The following is a 20,531-nucleotide window of genomic DNA, read 5'->3' on the forward strand; positions in this document are numbered from 1 at the left end:
TATAATTAGTTGGTTTTGCTAAAGTACGGATTTGGTATTCATTTGCGAAAATAAAAATATAGAATACTTATTACCAGCCCACATACTTTGGCGGTTTTATCTCATTGAGATTTAGATATACAATTAATTGACCTCTATGATGTGTTACATGATCTTGGAGTAGATTTAAAATCTGAAGTTTAGACTTTGGTCCTGCAAAAAAATCGACTTTAGCAGTTAATGATTCTTCTGATACCTCTGTTACTCTTTTAGATACTTCATCAAATGAATTTTTTAGAAACTCAATGATTTCATTTTTAGTATTTGGAGCATTATCTGCAAGTTTCTTCCTGTCAAAATCTTCTTCCGAGAAGTATGTAGTACTTAACCATAACATATTACCACAAATATGTAGCAATTGATTTTTAAAATCCATTTCTCTTTCTGTCGGCGCAAATGCATATTTTTCTTCTGGCATTGCATCAGCCATCTCTAATAAATATGTTTTAGAATTATTCCATTTTTCTAAAAATGCGGATTTCGGTGTTATTTGCTGAGACATTGCGGTATATGATGTGAGAAAAAGAAGTAAATATATCTTTTTCATTACTTGGTTACTTCGTTCATATACAACTCTATCGCCTTTAACTCATCGTCACTGAATTTTTCTAAACGCACAAAGTTTGTTTTCATAACTGCATAGTTATCTGGATCTACAATTGGATCTTTTTTCTGTCTAAGAAAACCTATAATATCACCATTCTGTTCTTTGTATATTTTCATGATATCGTTAACACTCGGACCAACAGATTTTTTATCCAATCTATGACAAGAATAACAATTACCTTTTCCTTTAAATAGCTTTTCGCCCAATGCAAACTCTGGAGATTTTTCTTTTTTCTTTCCTCCAATTACTATTTTTTCTTTTTCAGGTTTTTTTTCTGATTGACAGCTAGTTGCTACAAATGCAATGCTTAAGAGCGCAATAAAAATGTTCTTCATTTGTGTGATCTTATGAATTAAATAAATTATCAATATCCTTCTTAAATCTTTCTAATAAGTCTTTAGAGAAACTATTAATTACCTTTTCTTCTTTAGAGCCAATACCATCCTTTGCTTCCGCGATTTTGGTCAACGCATATATCATAAAATCGTATTCTTCATCCGGACCGTTATCCGAAAACACCTCAATTACTCTTTTATAAAGTGTTTCGATATCACTATCATTCGCATTTTCATAATCAAAAGACCATTTAATTTCTTGTCCTTTTGGATGTGCTTTTAATATTTCTTCTAGCGTATGTACTTCTTCTTTTTCAATCACACCATCACTCATTGCAATTACATACAATAATTCTCCAAATGTCTGATACAATCGATCTCTACTTACCATAGCTATTTTCTATTTAAATTTAACCCAAAAGTTTAACTACATCTTTTGCAAAATAACTTGCAATGATATTTGCTCCTGCTCTTTTAAACGCAATTAATTGTTCCATCATAATTGAATTGTGATCTAGCCAACCCTTTTCTGCTGCCGCTTTTAACATAGCGTATTCTCCACTTACCTGATATACCGCAACTGGAACGTCTACAGCATCACTAACATCTCTTAAAATATCCAAATACGCCAATCCAGGTTTTACCATCACAATATCAGCACCTTCATCAATATCCGCTAGGGTCTCTTTAATAGCTTCATCTCTATTAGAGAAATCCATTTGATATGTTTTTTTATCTCCAAAACCAGGCGCAGAATCTAATGCATCTCTAAAAGGGCCATAAAATGCCGACGCATATTTTGCACTATAGCTCATAATACCAGTGTTCTTATAGTTTTCAGTTTCTAGCAATTCTCTTATTGCCAAAATCCTACCATCCATCATATCACTTGGTGCCACAAAATCTGCTCCTGCTTGTGCATGGGACAAAGACATTTTCGCTAACACTTCGCAGGTTGGGTCATTTACTATGTATCCTTCTTCTACAATACCATCATGTCCGTATGAAGAATATGGATCAAGTGCTACATCCGTCATTACTAACATCTCAGGAGCTACATCTTTTACTATTTTAATTGCACGTTGCATTAATCCATCTGGATTCAACGCTTCGGTACCTTTATTATCCTTCAGGTTATCAGGAACTTTTACAAAAAGTAATACCGCTTTCAATCCCATATTCCATAAATCTTTGACTTCGTCTTTTAATAAATCAAGACTATATCTATAATATCCGGGCATGGAAGCTATTTCTTGCTTTACACTAGTGCCTTCTACTATAAAAAGCGGGACTAAAAAATCATTTGGGGTTATTATATGTTCTCTAACCAAAGATCTAATTGATTCTGAGGTTCGTAATCTTCTATTTCTACGTAATTGATACATTAATTTTGCTAGTAATTTGTAAGAATTGTAAATATACCAACTTATAACGTAATTTCTAGGTGATCATTTTCACAAAATTAAACCAATTGTGTAACAAACTCTTAACAACACCTACTAACTATTTAATAGATAAAAATTGCTAAAAGATATTTCGTATGCTCACAATAAAAAATTTAAACAAAACATATCCCAATGGAACCAAGGCTCTAAATAATGTTAATCTAACATTAGAAAAAGGAATGTTTGGTTTGTTAGGTCCTAACGGTGCTGGAAAATCAACATTAATGAGAACGATTGCTACACTACAGTTGGCTGATACTGGGTCTATTGATTTTGATGGTATTGACGTTTTTAAACAACCCGAGGAATTACGAAAAGTATTAGGATATTTACCACAAGACTTTGGGGTTTACCCCAAGGTTTCTGCAGAGATGATGCTTAATCACATTGCTAAAGTAAAAGGAATTACCAATAGCACAGAACGAAAAGGATATGTTGCTGATTTATTAAACAAAGTAAACTTATATAAATTTAGAGATCGTAATCTTGGAGACTATTCTGGAGGAATGCGACAACGTTTTGGAATCGCACAAGCATTATTAGGAAATCCAAAATTAATTATTGTTGATGAACCTACTGCTGGTTTAGATCCATTAGAGCGTAATCGTTTCCACAACCTACTAAGTGAATTAGGAGAAAACGCTGTGGTTATACTTTCTACACATATCGTTGATGATGTAACAAATCTATGTGAACATATGGCGGTATTTAATGAAGGGACTATATTGGCACAAGGAAATCCGCAAGAACTTTCTGCTACTTTGGATGGGAAAATATTTAAAAAGCAAATAGAAAAATCGCAATTACAACAGTATCAAAATAGATACACTGTACTCTCCAATTATCTTAGAGGAGGTCAGTTTTTTGTCAATATATACAGCGAAAATACTCCTGAAGAAGGTTTCGAAAAAATGAATAATGGTTTAGAAGAATTCTATTTCTACAGTATCAACCAAAATCAAGCACAGGAGGCATAATTATGAAAGAAATATTCTTATTCGAATTACAGTATCGGTTCCGTAGGCCTGCTACCTGGATTTATGCTGGATTAGGTATGTTAATGGCGGGGTTATTAGCATATTTAATGCAATCATCTACTGCTCAGTTTGTAAACAGTCCCAATAATATTGCCGAGATTATTGGTCCTATTTCTGTTATTTCTATTTTCTTTTATGCTGCTATAATGGGTGTCCCCATATTTAGAGATCAAGATCATAAAACAGCACAAACCTATTTTACCTTTCCAATTACACAAAAGTCCTATGTATTAGGTAGATTCTTTGGGAGTTTTACTATTGTTTCGTTACTAAATCTCTTTATTGTCCTTGGAGCTATTATTGGATTTACAATGGGTATGTTAGCCGAAAGACCAGATTATGGAGATTATGATGTTTTTAATATATCATCCTACCTACTGCCTTTTATATTTTTATTACAAGTTAATGCATTTTTAATTGGTGCATTATTCTTTTCTCTTATGGCTTTTTTTAGAAAAATGTCAATCATATATTTAGGAGGGATATGCCTTTTGCTGTTGTATACATTAGCTGGTAACTTTTTAGGTGATATCGATAATGAATGGCTAAGTGTGTATTTAGATCCCTTTGGAGGAGAGGCATGGAGCTATGTGAAAAAATATTGGTCAATAAATGAACTAAATACCAATCAATTACCGATTTATGGTAAGTTTTTATTAAATCGAATGATTTGGCTAGGAATTGGTATTGCATTTTTTCTGATTGCATTTTTTAGATTCGATTATAAAAAATTTCTTGTTTCTAGTAGCAAAGCTAAAAAAGTAAATACTGATGAATACGTTCCATCTATGATTAGTTCAATTACTCAGGTATTTAACAAAAAAACAGCTAGAAAGAATTTGTTGTCTTTAAGTAAAATTGAGTTCTTATCGATAATTAAAGACCCTGTTTTTTTAGTTTTGGTTATAATCGGAGTAGTAACATCTATTATTCTTATCTACTTTAATAATGAAACTTATGGAACCCCTAATCTTCCAATTACTAGATATATAATTGATAACATTACCGTTGGAATTACATTACTATCCATAGTGATTTTAATTATTTATGCGGGAGAAGCTGTTCATAGAACTCGTAAAAACAAAACTTTTGTTTTTTATGATGCCCTACCAATAAGCAACCAAAGTTTATACTTTTCTAAAGTATTATCACTAATAGGAATCTCATTGGTATTGACACTAATTCATATTTTAATTGGTATTTTATATCAGACATTTAATGGTTATTTTGATTATGATCTAGGTACTTATATTACCTATAACTTCATGATCACCTTTACCAATTTTTTAATGACTACCCTACTAGCGTTTTTTATCCATGTATTGGTCAATAATAAGTTTCTAGGATATTTTATCGTTATATTGATTTATATTGGATCCCCTCTATTAATAACTTTAGCCTTTAAAAGCGACAACCCATTGATTCGTTTCAGAGGAACTACACCTTTTTTTATAAGTGATCTCAACGAATTTGGTCACTATCTTAAAGGTATTTTTTGGTTAAAATTATATTGGATTTTACTAACCGCCGTTCTTTTATTAATCGGAATGTTGTTTTGGACACGAGGATTCTTTTCTACTAGTAAAGAAAGATTAACATTTGCAAAAAGAAGGTTTACGGGAAAAACAGTTGTTGTTGTGTCTGTCAATTTTATATTCTTCATATCCGTAGCTGGCTATAGTTATTACAACCTAAAAGTTCTAAATACTATTGAGGATGGTGATTTCTTTAATGAAATAGCAGCAAATGCCGAAAAGAAATATACTAGATTGATCAATCAAGCACATCCACAGGTAACTGATCTCAAAGCTTATATTGATGTATTTCCAGAAACAAGAGAATTAAAAGCCAAAGGAGAGTTTACATTAATTAATAATTACAATACTCCAATTGACACATTATTATTAAATGTTCAATATCCTGCAGAACACACCCAACTAGAAGAAATCTTATATAATGGAAATCCTATCAATCCTGTAATTTCTGATACTGTAAATAGAATGTATTTTTATAAATTACCAAATACACTGCAACCTAAGGATACCGCAGAATTATCAATTTCTATGTCTGCAGAAACTAAAGGTTTTTCCAATAGAATGGAAACTCAGGTATTAAACAATGGTACATTTTTAAACAGTTCTATTTTTCCTAGTTTTCATTATGATATAAGTCTAAGTGATAACGGAATCCGAAAAAAATACGGATTAAAAAAATTAGATTATTTGTTTCCTCCGAGAACAGATTCTACCGCATTAAAGAAAAATTTATTCAATGAAGATGCAAACTATATAAATTTTGAAGCTATTGTAAGTACCTCATCTGATCAGATTGCCATTGCACCTGGTAAATTAGCAAAAGAATGGAAGGAAAATGACAGATCATATTTTCATTATGACTTAGAGTCTCAGACTGATTTATTCTTTAACGTTGTTTCTGCAAGATATGATGTAGAACGATCCAACTGGATAGCTCCAAGTGGGAAAAAAGTGGATATAGAAATCTATCATTCTCCCAAACATAAAAGAAACCTTAAATACTTTATTGATGGAGCGAAAGCTGGCTTAGAATATTTTTCTCAGAATTTTCATGAATACCCCAATTCAGTTCTGAGAATTGTAGAGTTTCCCGCGCATGCAACTTTTGCACAATCATTTGCAACTACAATTCCATATTCCGAAAATTTTGGATTTTCTGCCGATTTTGACAAGGCAGAAGATTTTAACTATGCTTTTCGTGTAACAACACATGAAGTAGCACATCAGTGGTGGGGACATATTGTAACACCAAGCAAAACTTCTGGAGCTAATATTATTTCTGAAACTCTAGCCGAATACTCTTCATTAATGACTATGAAAAAGCAATATGGAGAAAATGGCATCAAAAACTTTCTAAAATATTCTCTAGATAATTATTTAAGTAATAGAGCTTTTAGTTTTAAACCGGAACGTTCTTTGATAAATGTAGAAACGGCGCAACACATATGGTATCGAAAAGGGTCTATGATTATGTATGAATTACAAGATATTATTGGCGAAGAAAAAATTAACAAAGCATTAAAGGAATTCTTAGATGAGTATAAAAATTTCGAAAAGGGAGTCTACCCTACTTCAGAAAATTTATATGACGCAATTTATCGCGTAACTCCGGACTCACTTAAGTATGCTGTAGAAGATGGTTTTAAGGAGATTGTTTTATATGAAAACAGAATCCGAAAAGCCAAAACTAAGAAACTAGATAACGGAACATACGAAACTACGTTTACTGTAGATTCTAAAAAGATCTATTATGATGATGAAGGGAAAGAAGAACGCACAGATGATAAAACAAATTATATAGAAATTGGCTTATTCGGTAAAGACATTGTAGACGACCAAGAAGTACCTCTTAAAAACCCATATTATCTAGAGCGAAAATGGTTACAACCAGGAGAAAATACCTTCACCATTATAACGGATAAAAAACCTGAAAAAGCAGGAATTGACCCTTACAACAAATTAATAGACAGGAATTCTAATGACAACTTAGGAGGAATAGAAGAATAAAAGATTCTAATATCTAAAAATCAAAATAATAAGACATCTCTTGTAAGAATTTAGTTAGTTAAATGCCGAAAATCACGATATGAAACAATAGTTTCGATCGTGATTTTCTTTTTTTAATAATTTGTAACAATTTATTTTACCATCCGTCTTCTTGGTATATTTATTGATCAAGCAACCATTATAGATTTATTTGCGTCTATATAAATACGTACATCAAAAAACGAAATCATCAAATCATGAATATCAAAAAACTTACAGTAGTATCAATAACTCTTTTATCAAGTTTGGCTTTATCAGCACAAACTATCAGCTCGACTATAATTGATAAAAAAACAAACGAACCAATTCCTTATGCTACGATACAACTATCAGAACATAAAGGAATCATTACTAATGAAGAAGGAAAATTTAGTATAACTCTAGACGAGCAACTAAAAAAAATAGATTCTATTTATATTTCTTCTATGGGATATCAAAAAGTAGGTATCGCATTAAATACTATTACGGATAGCATCATCTATATTGAACCCAAAGCGATAGAATTAAGTGGTGTTTTTATTTCTAATAAGAATCTAAGTATTGATGAGATTATAGACAATATAAAAGAAAATGTAGGTCAAAACTACAGCAAGGATTTATCTCACAAAAAGCTTTTTTACCGACAATCTGATTTTAGTGATCTTAATAAGATGAATATTAAATTCAAGAAATCAACTATAAAAGAATTCAACAAGAAGTTTATAGATAGTGTGATTTCCATAATTCCTAGAAAATCGGCTTATTACACAGAAGCATTATGTGATCTCTATGGTAATTTTGATAAGCAAAAGCTTAACATAATAAAAGGCGCAGAACTGTATGATAAAAGTAATGATGGATCTATGGAAGCCTTATCCGAAAAGTTAGAAGATATTCTAAAAAAGAATGTGAAACCTAACTCTTACCTAAAAATCAAATCAGGCTGGATATTAGGCACTAAAGTACAAATGGATTCTATCTTTGATGCTAATGAAGAAGCTGCCGAAGTAAAAAATGAAGTAGAAAAACCTAATAAGAATCAAGAAAATTATTTTCTAAACTATAGAAAATCATCTTTAAAGAACCTTTTATCAAGCATGTTCTTCCAAGAAGGCTCTAAATTAAACTTTATCGATAAATCTGGACGTTATAAATTTGAATTAATAGATTACACCACCATCGATGATAGTAGCGTATACATTATTAATTTTGAACCTAAAAGAGGTGCGGATTTTAAAGGAACCATCTACGTGAACACTCAAGATTTTGCAGTAATGAGAGTTGACTATGAAAACGTAAAGAATCTAAAGAATTTTGGATTACTTGGTATTAGTTTTCATGATACGATGTATAAAGGTAAAACGATTTTTACTAAAGGTGCAGATGGAAAATATAGTGTTCGATATATAGAAAAAACAAGAGGAAATGTTTTTGGTATCGACAGACCACTTAAAATCATCGAAAAAAATAAATTCGTAAAAGGTAAACGTAAACAAAATGAACTATCTCTAGGACTAGATATCGGTGCTGGCGAAATTAGTAAATACGAAGTAGTAGTTTTCGACTCTCAACCTATTACAGAAAGCGAATATGAGAGTAGTAAAGAAAATAAAAGTATCAAGCCACAATACTTATCTAAATACGATCCAGAATTTTGGAAAGGATATAACATTATAGAACCAAATACTGCTATTAAACAATTTACAGCGATAGAAGGAGAATCATAAAATATTAGATCATATTGTTTTACCAGGTTTATCTAAAGAACTATCATAAACAATACTATTATTAGTGCTTCTAAATAATTCATCTCATTTGTTGTTATAAATCAGTAAGTATCTCGTCTTATTTTAAGAATATATTACCATAATGGTATAGTTTTTCGTCGTAACTATGTAATACATACGACGAAAACTATACTTTTATAGTATAATTTTACCAATCTACTGATCCTATGAAAATGAATAAGATTGTATTATTAACCATTGGGATATGGATGATCGCTATCTCAATGAAAGCCCAAACCATAAGTTCTAAAGTATTTGATAAAAAAACCAATCAACCTATTCCCTATGCTACTATCCAGATTGGAGAAAATCAAGGCGTAGTTACAAATGAAGAAGGAAGCTTTAATATTACTTTAGACGATATTCAATCTAAAATTGACTCTATCTACATATCTTCAATGGGGTATTCTACAGTGGGAGTTGCAGTACAAAATATTACGGATAGTATTATCTACATAGAACCAAAAGCAATAGAATTAAAAAGTGTATTTATATCCAATAAAGATCTAGATATTGATGATATCATAGATAATGTGGATGATAATATGGAAGATAATTATAGATCAGATCTTTCCAAAAACAGATTATTTTTTAGAGAAACCAATACCAACTATATTAAAAAAATGGATATTGAGTTTAAAAAATCTACCATAGAAGAGATCGATGAAAAGCTTGTGGATAGTATATCTAAAGTAATCCCTAAAAATTCTGTTTTTTACGCAGAAGCATTATGTGACTTTTATGGAAATACGGATAAGCAAAAGCTTAATGTCATTAAAGGAGCTCGGTTATATGACAAAAACAATAACGGTTCCATAGAAGGAGTCTTTAAGAAAATGGAGAAGATCTTTAAAGATAATGTAAAGCCTAATTCTTACATAAAGATAAGATCAGGACTCTTTAGCCAAAAAGTACAGGTAGATTCTATTCTAAAAGCTAATCAGGATGCTAAAGATATAGCAGATGGAATTGAAAACCCCAAAGAGAATTTCTTCTTCAAATCCAGAAAAATGAATCTTAAGAATCTTTTTAACGAAACATTTTATCAATCAGACACCAAATTAAATGTAATTAAAAATTCTGGCAGATATATTTTTGAACGTGTAGATTATACTATTTTAGGTGATATTGGAGTTTACGTAATCAAATTTACACCTAAAAGAAGAGGAGATTTTAAAGGAACTTTATATGTCAATACAGAAGATTTCGCAGTTATAAGAATTGATTACAAAAATGTAAAACGCTTACGGAGCTTTAACTTATTAGGTGTAAGTTTTGAAGAAAATGGTTATAGTGGTACCACGATTTTTGAGAAAGGTTTTGATGGTAAATATGGTGTAAAGTTTATCGAAAAAATTACTGAAAATAAATTCGGGGTAGATAGGCCATTAAGTATCATAGAAAAAAACAAATATGTAAAAGGAAGGAATAAGCAAAATCAGTTATCTCTTAATCTTGATGTAATTAGTTATGCCAAAAATAAATATGAGATAATTGTGTTTGATGCTAAAAGTATTTCTGAATCTGAATATAATACCAGTAAGGAAAATAAAAATGTACAGTCCACTTATTTATCTCAATACGATCCAAATTTCTGGAAAGGATATAACATCATAGAACCTAATACTGCAATCAAGCAATTTAAGGCCATAGAAGAAGCAATAGAAGATGAGTAAAATATTACTCTATTAATTTCAATGTCTTTAACAGTGCTTCAAAATAAAAATCTTCTTGTTCCGAAATTATGGTAGTCTTATAAGCAGTATTCTTAAGAACATAATGCGATGAAGATTCTATATCTAAATCATTTTGATGTGAGTTTACTATGTTTTGAATAAAATCATTGATTAACAATACCTCATCATACGTAATCTCTCGTCTCAATGTTGGTTGATCACTTTTATATACTAAATAATCATCTCTAAAACTAATTGATTTCTTTGTCTCTCCTAATTTATGAAACTCGAAAGTAAAATCCTGAGAAGCAAATATCTTATTAATATTCTCCACAGTAGGCTCCACTTTTCGAGCGCAGCTAGCACTAACCAAACAAATTGTTATCAGTAAAACTTTTCTCATAAATTCATATTGATTTCTAAAATACAAAAGACTTTGCGGTTAAGACAAAAAAAAAGGTATTGATCAGAACATCAATACCTTTATAGTTTTTAAATAAAACCAATTAACATTATTGGAATTATTGCGTTATTTCGAAGCTAATCTTTTAATAGAATTTTCGAAATCTACGTTCTCAAGATTACTTATTAGCAGCCCAATACCACCGGATCTAGACGCTACAATATACTCAGCTTGATATTTCTTTTCTAATTTATATCCTTTCAGATATTTTAACTTTACAATCTTTGATGTTGGAGTAAAGAAAAATCTTCCGTGGATTCTTTTGTAACGAACTTCTTGGCTAAGTGCTTCGTCTTTTAATTGTCTACTTAAGGCTTCTACCACTGTAGCAGCTCTATGCTCATCTAATTGAAAATAATCACAAGCATAAATAAACACATAATTTTCCACATTTTTCTCATCAACAAAAAGTTGAAAGTCAACATTTTTGTCTTCAATTTTTTTCAATTCCTCTAAGGCAATCTTTTTAAATTTAGGGCTATCCGTAAGAGAATCTAATCTAACTTTAAATTGATCTGGACTTGTTTTTTCGTACCCCTTCGTAAGCATTATTGTATTCTTACGAAATTCGATTGTGTTTTTTGAGAAATTTGAAAATTTGGTTTTCTGCTTACCTCCCTCGAAATATTGACATCCGGTCAGAAGGATCACAGTTAATAATAGTAGAATTTTTTTCATAGGGTTCTGGGTGTTAATTGGTTAAAAATTTATTACTAAGCCCCATAAGTGCGTGCAATATAATAAAAAAAACCTTATTATCAACACTTTATCCTAATTTTTATGCATTTTAACGAATTAATATTTAACTATTACCGGTTTTTTAATTGTTTTTCGTAGGATTACACCCACTCAATTGGATTCTTTAATACTTCTAATAATCGTGCTTCTTCTGTACCTGCTTCTGGATGAAAATCATACCTCCACTGTACTTGCGGTGGTAAACTCATCAAAATACTTTCAATTCTACCATTTGTTTTTAGTCCAAAAAGTGTTCCTTTGTCGTGCACAAGATTAAATTCCACATATCTACCACGTCTTATCTCCTGCCAATCCTTTTGTGCATCCGAATAGGTTATTTCTTTTCTTTTTTCTACAATAGGTACATACGCTTCTAAAAAACTATTGCCAACTTCGGTTACAAAATCATACCAATCTTGCATACTCATTTTTTCAGTTTTCTTACAATAATCAAAAAACAAACCTCCCACTCCACGTCCCTCATTTCGATGGGCATTATAGAAATATTCATCGCATTTTTTCTTATACAAAGGATAAAACTCTGAATCATGTTTATCACAAGCCATTTTAGACACCGTATGAAAATGTTTGGCATCTTCATCAAATAAATAGTACGGTGTAAGATCCTGTCCACCTCCAAACCAACTATCTACAATAATACCATCGGCATCATACATTTCGAAATATCGCCAATTAGCATGTACCGTTGGTATCATAGGACTTTTAGGATGCAGAACTAAAGATAATCCACACGCAAAAAAATCTACATCGCCTACCTTAAAATAACTTTGCATGGCTTTAGGCAACTTGCCGTGAACTCCAGAAATATTGACTCCTCCCTTTTCGAAAACTCTACCATTTTCTATTACACGCGTTCTACCTCCGCCTCCTTCCGGTCGTTTCCAAATATCTTCTTTAAACTTGGCGGCACCATCCAAGCTCTCTATACAAGCTGTAATAGTATCTTGTAAATCTTGTATGTACTGATAAAATTTTTCTTTCATCTCTATTATGCTTCAATTTTAGAAACTTTTTGTTGAGTATCTACTTTAATAAGACCTTCTCTATCTAATATTTTAACTGTTTCTGAAGATGCAGCGACTACAGAGATTGGTAACGTTATTATAAATCCGATTATAGGAATAAATAACATTAGCATAAATACAATACCATTGCCAATAGCTGTTCCTCTATTTTTTCTAACAAATTCAATACTATCTTTGTATTTAAAATGGCGTTCCATTGTATAATCTATATTACCAAAACCAACATAATAAGCCTGTACTGCAAAGATTAATATAGTAGCTAATATTCCTATTACAGGAATAACACTTAGGATAAGTAATGGAATAATAAAAAGTAATTCTCTAAATAAGTTTCTAACATTGATACGAATACCTCTCATCAATTGCTGTCTAAACGAAGTATTTCTATGTTCATGATTAGCGTGTTTATCCCCTAAAAGATGTGCCTCTACCTTTTCTGAAACTGGACTCATAAAAGGAGCGGATAATGCCATTACAATATGTTTATATAGCACCAATCCCAAAGCCAATATCAATAGAATACTAAAATATTTACTGATCACCGTAAATGTCTCAGAACCCCAATCCCATACCCAAGCTTTAGCTATCACACTACCCAAAGGATCAGATAAAAACCAAGCTAACGTAACAAATAGGATTCCTGTTAAAAAACTAATAAGAATAGGGATACCGAAGTATTTCCATAGACCCAATTTTGATATTAATGCAAAACCTCCAAAATATGCTTTGATACCATTAATTATATTTTTTATCATAATCAGAAAATTTGGTTAACTCCTTATAAGTAGTACTTTTAATAGTTTTGTTTCAAAACTTTATAGATATTCTAATGGGTTTACTCTGAAAGATATACTAAATCTTCAGAAAAACTTGTTATATCTTCAATTCCTATAACTAGTTTCGCTTGTTGTAGTTTTTCTTCTATAAAGGCAATTACCTCACATTCCGTAGCAATTTTAAGTGTTTTAAAATATCTTCTCCCCAATTGATTGTTATGTAAATCCATTGCTTTTGGAACATCTCCATTAGGTGCTAATTTCTCGTGCAATGTAGTTACCTTATCTGACCAAGTAATGGCTTTAATTTCATCTTTAGAAATCTTAAACACGTTCTGACAGATTAATACATTCCATATCGCGTGTCTAAAGGCATTTGCTTTTCCATTCTTATGATGATTTTGTCCATATAACGAATCGCAGATAACCAGTGTTTTTTTAGTAGCTCTTAATGTTGGAAATATGTATTGTGGTTTTTTTAATACTAAGCCAGCAACCTTAAATAATTGCCAGAAATTAAACTTCTTAATCAAGTTCCAAATTTTCATTCTACACCTGATACTCTTTTACAGCGTCTACAAAAGCCTTAGCATTTTCTACAGGAATATTAGGTAAAATCCCATGCCCTAAATTTGCTATATATCGATCTTTACCAAATTCGTCTATCATCTGCTTAACCATCTTTTTAATATCTGATGGAGGAGATAATAATCGAGACGGATCAAAATTTCCTTGTAATGTAATATTTCCACCGGTAAGGTATCTCGCATTTCGTGCCGAGCAAGTCCAATCAACGCCAAGAGCAGCTGCTCCTGAATTAGCCATCTCATTTAATGCAAACCAACAGCCTTTACCAAAAACAATAACTTCTGTTTCATCCTTTAGAGCATCCACAATCTGTTGAATATATTTCCAAGAAAATTCCTGATAATCCACAGGAGAAAGCATTCCTCCCCAACTATCAAACACTTGAACAGCATTCACTCCAGTAGCTACTTTTTTCTTTAAGTAGGCTATGGTAGTGTCTGTAATCTTTTGTAACAACTGATGCGCGGCTTGTGGTTGTGTAAAACAAAAACCTTTTGCTTTATCAAAATTCTTAGAACCTTGTCCTTGCACAGCATAGCACAATATTGTCCAAGGTGACCCCGCAAAGCCAATAAGTGGAACTCTGTTATCTAACTTTTCCTTTGTCAAAGAAATAGCATCCATAACATACCCTAACTCTTCATCAATATCCGGAACAATAACTTGATCCACATCAGCCTGAGATCGAATTGGATTTGGCAACCAAGGACCAATACCATCTTTCATCTCTACTTCGATATTCATAGCCTGTGGAATTACCAAAATATCACTAAATAGGATTGCTGCATCTGGACCTATGATATCGATAGGTTGAACTGTTATTTCTGATGCTAACTCTGGTGTTCTACATCTTGTAAAGAAATCGTACTTCTTCTTTAACGCCATGAACTCTGGTAAATATCTTCCTGCCTGACGCATCATCCAAACTGGAGGTCGATCTACAGTTTCTCCTTTTAAAGCTTTAAGAAATAAATCGTTTTTTATCATATCCGTTTATAAAAGTATTTTACCGCTTGAACAAGAACATTCTCAACGGTTGGTTTGTTAGCAACAATGCAATTCTTAGTATGTTTTTTAGCTTCAGAAGCTGTTGTATTTCCTATACAAAAAGCCATGCTTTCATCTACTGAGTTAGTCATAGTATAGCTTTGTACTCCTGATGGACTAAAAAACAATATCCCTTCGAATTTACGGTCGAACTTCTTAGATTTCATATGCGTTTTATACACTACAATTTGTTCTAATTGAATGGTATTTTCTTTTAGAGTTAAAGGTAATTCCGCTCTTCTCATATTTCCGCAAAAAAAGTAAAACTGCTCCTTTTTATAGCTTTTTACTATAATTTTGGCCAAATTTGAAGCATTCTGAGCTATTTCTACAACTTTTTGTCCATTTTCTTCCAATAGTTTTTTAGTATTCTCTCCAACACAGAAACAATTTTCTATAGTAAATTCAGAGTTTTGAATAGCCTTTACTGCATTCTTACTGGTAAAAATGGCATTCTTTATATCTCGATTAAATTCAAGCTCCAATAACTCAATTTCGATTGCGTTATACTCAACAAATCCAATTCCAGAATTTAACAACAATTCTTTTTGAGAAGAGGAGAGTTTTCTTGTGGATAATATGGTAGCATTAGCATTCAATTATTGTAAGTCTGCTTTAATTTTCTTCATTAATTCTTTACCACCTTTGTTTAGAACTTCCTGAGCACATTGTATTCCAAACCCATCTCTTTCGGTAAGGTTAATCGATTTAGCAATATCAATTTTTTCTTTTCCGTCTAAACTCATTAAAACTCCTGTGAAATTGATTTGATCATCTTTAATAGTCGCCAAAGCTCCAATTGGCGCGGTACAACCTCCTTCTAGTTTTCGTAGAAATTCTCTTTCTATATGCACACATACTTTAGATTCTTCGTGGTCAAGATGAGAAAGTGCCTCTAAACAATATAAATCTTCCTCTTTGGCTACCACTAACATAGCTCCTTGAGCAGGAGCTGGAATCATCCAATCTAGGTCTAAATAATTCTTTGGTTTTAAGTTAATTCGCTCTAATCCAGCAGCCGCAAAAATAGCTCCATTCCAATCATTATTTTCTAACTTTTTCATTCGGGTATTTACATTTCCCCTTAGATCTACAACAGAATGATCTGGATATTTATGCAACCACTGCGCTTGTCTTCTTAGGCTTCCAGTGGCAATTGTTCCTTTCGATTGTAAAAAGTCAAGTCCTTTGTGTAATAGAATATCCTGTACATTAGCCCTTTCTAAAACCGCTCCTTCTACAATTCCTTTTGGTAAAGCTGTAGGAACATCTTTCATAGAATGAACAGCAATATCAATATCATTATTAATCATCGCGATATCCAAGGTTTTGGTAAAAATTCCGGTGATTCCTAATTCATACAATGGTTTATCTAAAACAATATCTCCTGTAGACTTTACAGGTACTAATGTTGTAGTATATCCAAGGTTTTTTAACTTATCTTGTACCGTATGAGCTTGCCAAAGCGCTAACTCACTATCTCTCGTACCAATTCGAATTGTTCTATTTTGCACTACTTATTGTGTATTTGGAATACTTTCTGAATCAATTCTATACTTTCATCAGAAGAAGTGTTTTCATCTTTAAGATGACTTGCAAAGTGATTTGTAATTTTTTGGATAATACGATCACTAATTATTGTCGCCTGTTCTTCGTTAAAATCCGAAAACTTTTTGCGTTGTAAATTGATTTCCGCATCCTTAAAAGAAGCCAATTTATTTTTTAATGCCTTTATTGTTGGTGCGAATTTTCTAGTCTCTAACCAACTATCAAATTCCGACTTAACTTCATCAATAATACCTTCTGCTTTAGGGATATGGACTCTTCTTCGTTGCAATGTATCATCTGTAATTTTAGACAAATGGTCCATATGGACTAAAGTAACATTTGGTAATTCTGTGACATTGATATCCACATTTTTTGGAACAGACAAATCCAAAATAAGTAATGGCTTATCCGTACTAATACTATCTTTAGTAATTGTAGGTTTTTGAGCCCCAGTAGCCACAATTAATACATCAGAATGATCAACTTCTTGTTTAAGATTATCATAATCTTTAACTATCAGGTTAAATTTTCCTGCTACTTTTTCAGCCTTATCTCGAGTACGATTAATTAAAACAATATGATCATTTTTAGTATGCTTTACTAGATTTTCGCAAGTATTCCTTCCTATTTTTCCAGTACCAAATAACAATATATTTTTATCAGATACATAAGGAACACGTGCCAAAATGTATTGAACCGCAGCAAAACTAACCGATGTTGCACCGCTAGAAATCTCAGTTTCATTTTTGATACGTTTACTAGCTTGGATAACCGCATTTGTCAATCGTTCTAAAAACGGATTGATCATTTGGATTTTCTTAGAACCTCGAAAACCGGCTTTTATTTGTCCTATAATTTCGAAATCACCCAAAATCTGACTATCCAACCCAGTTCCTACTCTAAATAAATGCGAAACTGCCTTGCTGTTTTTATGAACATATGCAACTTTCTCAAACTCCTCAACAGTTCCATGTGTATGTTCACATAAAAGTTTAATCAATTGAAACGGATGTTGTGCAAAACCATACAGTTCAGTACGGTTACACGTAGACATTACTAAAAGTCCTTCTACTCCTTCTTCCTTTGCCTGCTTAAGAATTAATGTCTTTGCTTCTTCATTTATACTAAAATGACCACGTATCTCAGCATCAGCTTTTTTATAGCTGAGACCAATTGTATAAAAATTAGCTCCTTTAGTACGTAGGTGAGGTTCCATTGGGTTGTCTCAATTTTTTCCGTAGCAAAAATATCCCAGATCCACTCTAAAAAATAACGCTAGAAGTTTTTTAAGTATCGAAATACGTTCTTTATGGCTTCAAAAACACAAAATCACGTAAAAACACCTATTTTTGTATAAGTACCAAAGGTTGTTAATTCAATTGTTTAGATTTATTCTAAATAAATATTATTGTAAATATGGAAATACAATTAAAAAATAACGCTCCAGGAATTCTTGAAGAAACCATTATAGAGGATGGTTTTTATATTCTCAAGTTTCAAAATGAAACTAATGATAGTCAACGTATTATAAGAGATATTGATAGTAGTTATATTCAATTTCATTTCTGTATTAAAGGTAGCATGAAATTTAATTTTAATAATGGAAGCTATGCAATACCGCTACCAGAAAAAAAATCTCTTCTGCTTTACAATCCACAACGTGATTTACCAATGAACCTAGAGATGGAAAAAGATTCTTGTTTGATATCTCTTCTAATTTCCATTAAAAAATTTCATTCTTTATTTTCAAAAGAAGCAGACTATATTCCATTTTTGGGAGAGGGAAATAGAGATAAAAAATATTATACCGATACAGATGTTTCTCCTTCTATGGTCGTAGTTCTAAACCAAATTTTAAATTATAATTTACATAATTCTATCAAGCTATTGTATTTTAAAGGCAAATCTTATGAATTATTAAGTTTATATTTTAATAAACCAGAAGATGCGGATATTGATCAATGTCCTTTTCTTGTTGACGAAGAAAATGTTCTTAAAATCAAACAAGCAAAGGAAATTATTATTTCGAAAATGGCAGAACCTCCAACACTTCAAGAGTTGTCTAAAGAAATTGGATTACCCCTTAGCAAGCTCAAAGATGGTTTTAAACAAATTTATGGAGAACCAGTATATGCTTTTTTATTTGATTACAAGATGGAAGTAGCTCGTCAATTATTAGCTTCGGGAAGTCATAATGTTAATGAAGTAGGATTAAAAGTAGGATATAGCACAGCAAGCCACTTTATAGCTGCATTTAAAAAGAAATTTGGCACCACTCCCAAAAAATACGTGATGGGATTAGGGCGATAGTTCATTTATTTTATGGTAGTTCCTGATAATATCAGTTTTTCAGTTTCGTTTCCTTCAATAGTTCCATCCGGTTTTTTATAAATGTAATCAAAGACATCAGACTCAAGAATAGAAACCATGACACCTTCTTTGAAATCAGGTATATTAATTGGAGTATTATACAATGCTCCTCTTATCGATTGATCATTCCATTCAATTATTCTTACCCAAATCCATTCCTTTGTATTTTTACTGGTAGTAAAAGGAGCTTTCAAAAGAATAGAAATTTCATCACCTTGTTTTGAATTGAAAATATTTTTTAATTCCGGTAATCTTTCCCTTGCTTTACTGCTCACATTCAATAATTGTTCATCGTGCCTAGCATAACTGATTACATCCTTAGTAATAAACAATTGATTAACTTTTTTCTCAGCATCAGAAGAGTTTTGATCATTATGAACAATTAAAAATTGCTTATTATTTTTGTCCCCTAGTTTAGGAGTGATTAATTTTAGCTTCAGATTAATTTTTAGATCCTTTTCTTTTCTTACATCTTTAAAATAATTATTCCATCTTTTATTTTTTATATCCCCTAATCCTATCGTGATCGTTGAGTCATTATGAATCTCAGGGTGCCCCACCAATGTCTGAGTAACTGCTATTAATAAATCAGAATATTTCTTTTTTTCTAGACACAAAAAATTATCTATGGATATATCCGGAAGACAAAACTTCTCCATACCAAAAGTCACTGCTCTACAATTCCCTTTATTATTACTACTCAAATTTACCAATACCTGATCCATTACATTTTCGGGGATATCTCTAAAATTTTGCACTCTATATTTCTCCCAAGAATTTGAATTAAAATATTCTAAAGTTCCAAAATCCGCTATTACAACATCCCTCCCCTCAATAAGCCTATATATAAATTCTTGAATATTTCTTTGTTCTTTTAAAGCCTCTTTGTTACTTCCATAAAACGTAATCGTAAATATACTTGTACACTTTTGAACATTTTTTTGTTCTAAAACAGATAGTTCTTTTCCGTAACTATTTAGATACGATACCTCAGGAGGCGTCAATACTCCTTCCAAAACATTTATTTCTTCTATATAATATCCCAATCTATTTCTACGCTCATTTCTATTTTTAAATTCAGAATATCCAAATAGAAATTTATCTGCCAATTCTCGAAACTGTTTTTTAGAGATATTATCATTTTCATTAAGGGAGTACACCCCATAACTATTCATGAAGTTTTCGTTCAAAATAGAAATTCGTTTCTCTTTTTCTTCATATTTACTTTCATTAATACAAGAATTAAAAACGATCACAATGAAAAGTAAAATTGAAGATTTCATGGTATCTGAGATATATCTATTCATAAAAAAGTATTAAAAGCATGTCCACTAGTATCTAATTTTATCTCCTCACCAAACACACTATTCATATTATAATCTCTCTAAAGGTAATAAGTTGCGCACTTCTAAAAAATTCAATTCATACAGGTTTCGTCATTTTCTTACAGTTTTCAAACTTTTGCGTAG

General features: G+C 31.5%; 19 protein-coding genes. 5 read left to right on the forward strand and 14 right to left on the reverse strand.

The annotated features are described in order from the left end of the window. Positions 1–70 precede the first annotated feature (70 nt). Genes H526_RS0118395 through hemB form a run of 4 tightly spaced genes read right to left on the reverse strand, consistent with a single transcriptional unit; the run spans position 71 to position 2,366 of the window. Entirely contained in the window at positions 71–586 is a 516-nt protein-coding gene (locus H526_RS0118395) for a DinB family protein (protein ID WP_027394347.1), read from the reverse strand. Then, positions 586–981 (reverse strand): c-type cytochrome, encoded by a 396-nt coding sequence (locus tag H526_RS0118400; RefSeq protein WP_027394348.1) that lies wholly within the window; start codon positions 979–981, stop codon positions 586–588. Before H526_RS0118400 ends, H526_RS0118395 begins: the two co-directional genes overlap by 1 nt. Before the next feature lie 10 nt (positions 982–991). After that, complete coding sequence (locus H526_RS0118405) at positions 992–1,372, reverse strand: tellurite resistance TerB family protein (protein WP_027394349.1); 381 nt, start codon at positions 1,370–1,372, stop codon at positions 992–994. 19 nt (positions 1,373–1,391) lie between these two features. Continuing rightward, a complete protein-coding gene (gene hemB / locus H526_RS0118410; protein WP_027394350.1) occupies positions 1,392–2,366 on the reverse strand; it encodes a porphobilinogen synthase in 975 nt (324 codons plus the stop codon). Between the two features lie 155 nt (positions 2,367–2,521). Here hemB and H526_RS0118415 point away from each other — a divergent pair, with 155 nt between their 5' ends. The 4 genes from H526_RS0118415 (at position 2,522) to H526_RS0118430 (ending at position 10,486) form a co-directional block, all read left to right on the forward strand. Continuing rightward, positions 2,522–3,403 carry an ABC transporter ATP-binding protein gene (locus tag H526_RS0118415; protein WP_027394351.1) on the forward strand — a complete coding sequence of 294 codons (882 nt, stop codon included), beginning with the start codon at positions 2,522–2,524 and terminating at the stop codon, positions 3,401–3,403. 2 nt (positions 3,404–3,405) lie between these two features. Further along, complete coding sequence (locus H526_RS0118420) at positions 3,406–7,005, forward strand: ABC transporter permease/M1 family aminopeptidase (protein ID WP_027394352.1); 3,600 nt, start codon at positions 3,406–3,408, stop codon at positions 7,003–7,005. Positions 7,006–7,241: 236 nt separating this feature from the next. Continuing rightward, positions 7,242–8,750 carry a carboxypeptidase-like regulatory domain-containing protein gene (locus H526_RS0118425; protein WP_027394353.1) on the forward strand — a complete coding sequence of 503 codons (1,509 nt, stop codon included), beginning with the start codon at positions 7,242–7,244 and terminating at the stop codon, positions 8,748–8,750. A gap of 227 nt (positions 8,751–8,977) precedes the next feature. Next, positions 8,978–10,486, forward strand: a complete 1,509-nt coding sequence (locus H526_RS0118430) for a carboxypeptidase-like regulatory domain-containing protein (RefSeq protein ID WP_027394354.1) — start codon at positions 8,978–8,980, stop codon at positions 10,484–10,486. Positions 10,487–10,490: 4 nt separating this feature from the next. On the opposite strand, the gene H526_RS0118435 is transcribed toward H526_RS0118430, so the two are convergent. The 9 genes from H526_RS0118435 to hemA form a co-directional block, all read right to left on the reverse strand. Next, positions 10,491–10,889, reverse strand: a complete 399-nt coding sequence (locus tag H526_RS0118435) for a hypothetical protein (RefSeq protein ID WP_027394355.1) — start codon at positions 10,887–10,889, stop codon at positions 10,491–10,493. 126 nt (positions 10,890–11,015) lie between these two features. After that, on the reverse strand, positions 11,016–11,627 hold the full coding sequence (locus H526_RS0118440; RefSeq protein ID WP_027394356.1) for a hypothetical protein: 612 nt from the start codon (positions 11,625–11,627) through the stop codon (positions 11,016–11,018). Between the two features lie 161 nt (positions 11,628–11,788). Further along, a complete protein-coding gene (gene hemF / locus H526_RS0118445; protein ID WP_027394357.1) occupies positions 11,789–12,691 on the reverse strand; it encodes an oxygen-dependent coproporphyrinogen oxidase in 903 nt (300 codons plus the stop codon). Between the two features lie 5 nt (positions 12,692–12,696). Continuing rightward, a complete protein-coding gene (locus H526_RS0118450) occupies positions 12,697–13,488 on the reverse strand; it encodes an EI24 domain-containing protein (protein ID WP_027394358.1) in 792 nt (263 codons plus the stop codon). 80 nt (positions 13,489–13,568) lie between these two features. Next, positions 13,569–14,057 (reverse strand): DUF6973 domain-containing protein, encoded by a 489-nt coding sequence (locus H526_RS29555; protein WP_027394359.1) that lies wholly within the window; start codon positions 14,055–14,057, stop codon positions 13,569–13,571. Between the two features lies 1 nt (position 14,058). Further along, the gene (gene hemE, locus H526_RS0118460; protein WP_027394360.1) at positions 14,059–15,084 is read right to left on the reverse strand and encodes a uroporphyrinogen decarboxylase; all 1,026 of its coding nucleotides are present in this window, start codon (positions 15,082–15,084) and stop codon (positions 14,059–14,061) included. Continuing rightward, on the reverse strand, positions 15,081–15,743 hold the full coding sequence (locus tag H526_RS0118465; RefSeq protein WP_027394361.1) for a uroporphyrinogen-III synthase: 663 nt from the start codon (positions 15,741–15,743) through the stop codon (positions 15,081–15,083). The genes hemE and H526_RS0118465 overlap by 4 nt, the downstream gene beginning before the upstream one ends. Beyond that, entirely contained in the window at positions 15,744–16,658 is a 915-nt protein-coding gene (gene hemC / locus H526_RS0118470; protein WP_027394362.1) for a hydroxymethylbilane synthase, read from the reverse strand. After that, a complete protein-coding gene (hemA, locus tag H526_RS0118475) occupies positions 16,658–17,908 on the reverse strand; it encodes a glutamyl-tRNA reductase (RefSeq protein ID WP_027394363.1) in 1,251 nt (416 codons plus the stop codon). The genes hemC and hemA overlap by 1 nt, the downstream gene beginning before the upstream one ends. A gap of 200 nt (positions 17,909–18,108) precedes the next feature. Between hemA and H526_RS0118480 the strand changes: the two genes are divergently transcribed. Further along, positions 18,109–19,002 carry an AraC family transcriptional regulator gene (locus H526_RS0118480; RefSeq protein WP_027394364.1) on the forward strand — a complete coding sequence of 298 codons (894 nt, stop codon included), beginning with the start codon at positions 18,109–18,111 and terminating at the stop codon, positions 19,000–19,002. 5 nt (positions 19,003–19,007) lie between these two features. On the opposite strand, the gene H526_RS0118485 is transcribed toward H526_RS0118480, so the two are convergent. Then, positions 19,008–20,369 carry a DUF2314 domain-containing protein gene (locus H526_RS0118485; RefSeq protein ID WP_035086039.1) on the reverse strand — a complete coding sequence of 454 codons (1,362 nt, stop codon included), beginning with the start codon at positions 20,367–20,369 and terminating at the stop codon, positions 19,008–19,010. Positions 20,370–20,531: the final 162 nt, after the last annotated feature.

The organism is Aquimarina latercula DSM 2041, from assembly GCF_000430645.1.
Classification (GTDB): domain Bacteria; phylum Bacteroidota; class Bacteroidia; order Flavobacteriales; family Flavobacteriaceae; genus Aquimarina; species Aquimarina latercula.

Excerpts from the sequence above, each read along its gene's own strand:
- hemB (WP_027394350.1), bottom strand. The coding sequence starts at position 2,366 with ATGTATCAATTACGTAGAAATAGAAGATTACGAACCTCAGAATCAATT.
- H526_RS0118440 (WP_027394356.1), bottom strand. The coding sequence starts at position 11,627 with ATGAAAAAAATTCTACTATTATTAACTGTGATCCTTCTGACCGGATGT.
- H526_RS0118405 (WP_027394349.1), bottom strand. The coding sequence starts at position 1,372 with ATGGTAAGTAGAGATCGATTGTATCAGACATTTGGAGAATTATTGTAT.
- H526_RS0118415 (WP_027394351.1), top strand. The coding sequence starts at position 2,522 with ATGCTCACAATAAAAAATTTAAACAAAACATATCCCAATGGAACCAAG.
- hemF (WP_027394357.1), bottom strand. The coding sequence starts at position 12,691 with ATGAAAGAAAAATTTTATCAGTACATACAAGATTTACAAGATACTATT.
- H526_RS0118395 (WP_027394347.1), bottom strand. The coding sequence starts at position 586 with ATGAAAAAGATATATTTACTTCTTTTTCTCACATCATATACCGCAATG.
- hemA (WP_027394363.1), bottom strand. The coding sequence starts at position 17,908 with ATGGAACCTCACCTACGTACTAAAGGAGCTAATTTTTATACAATTGGT.
- H526_RS0118425 (WP_027394353.1), top strand. The coding sequence starts at position 7,242 with ATGAATATCAAAAAACTTACAGTAGTATCAATAACTCTTTTATCAAGT.
- H526_RS0118430 (WP_027394354.1), top strand. The coding sequence starts at position 8,978 with ATGAAAATGAATAAGATTGTATTATTAACCATTGGGATATGGATGATC.
- H526_RS0118450 (WP_027394358.1), bottom strand. The coding sequence starts at position 13,488 with ATGATAAAAAATATAATTAATGGTATCAAAGCATATTTTGGAGGTTTT.
- H526_RS0118400 (WP_027394348.1), bottom strand. The coding sequence starts at position 981 with ATGAAGAACATTTTTATTGCGCTCTTAAGCATTGCATTTGTAGCAACT.
- hemE (WP_027394360.1), bottom strand. The coding sequence starts at position 15,084 with ATGATAAAAAACGATTTATTTCTTAAAGCTTTAAAAGGAGAAACTGTA.
- H526_RS0118480 (WP_027394364.1), top strand. The coding sequence starts at position 18,109 with ATGGAAATACAATTAAAAAATAACGCTCCAGGAATTCTTGAAGAAACC.
- H526_RS0118420 (WP_027394352.1), top strand. The coding sequence starts at position 3,406 with ATGAAAGAAATATTCTTATTCGAATTACAGTATCGGTTCCGTAGGCCT.
- H526_RS0118435 (WP_027394355.1), bottom strand. The coding sequence starts at position 10,889 with ATGAGAAAAGTTTTACTGATAACAATTTGTTTGGTTAGTGCTAGCTGC.
- H526_RS0118485 (WP_035086039.1), bottom strand. The coding sequence starts at position 20,369 with ATGAATAGATATATCTCAGATACCATGAAATCTTCAATTTTACTTTTC.
- H526_RS29555 (WP_027394359.1), bottom strand. The coding sequence starts at position 14,057 with ATGAAAATTTGGAACTTGATTAAGAAGTTTAATTTCTGGCAATTATTT.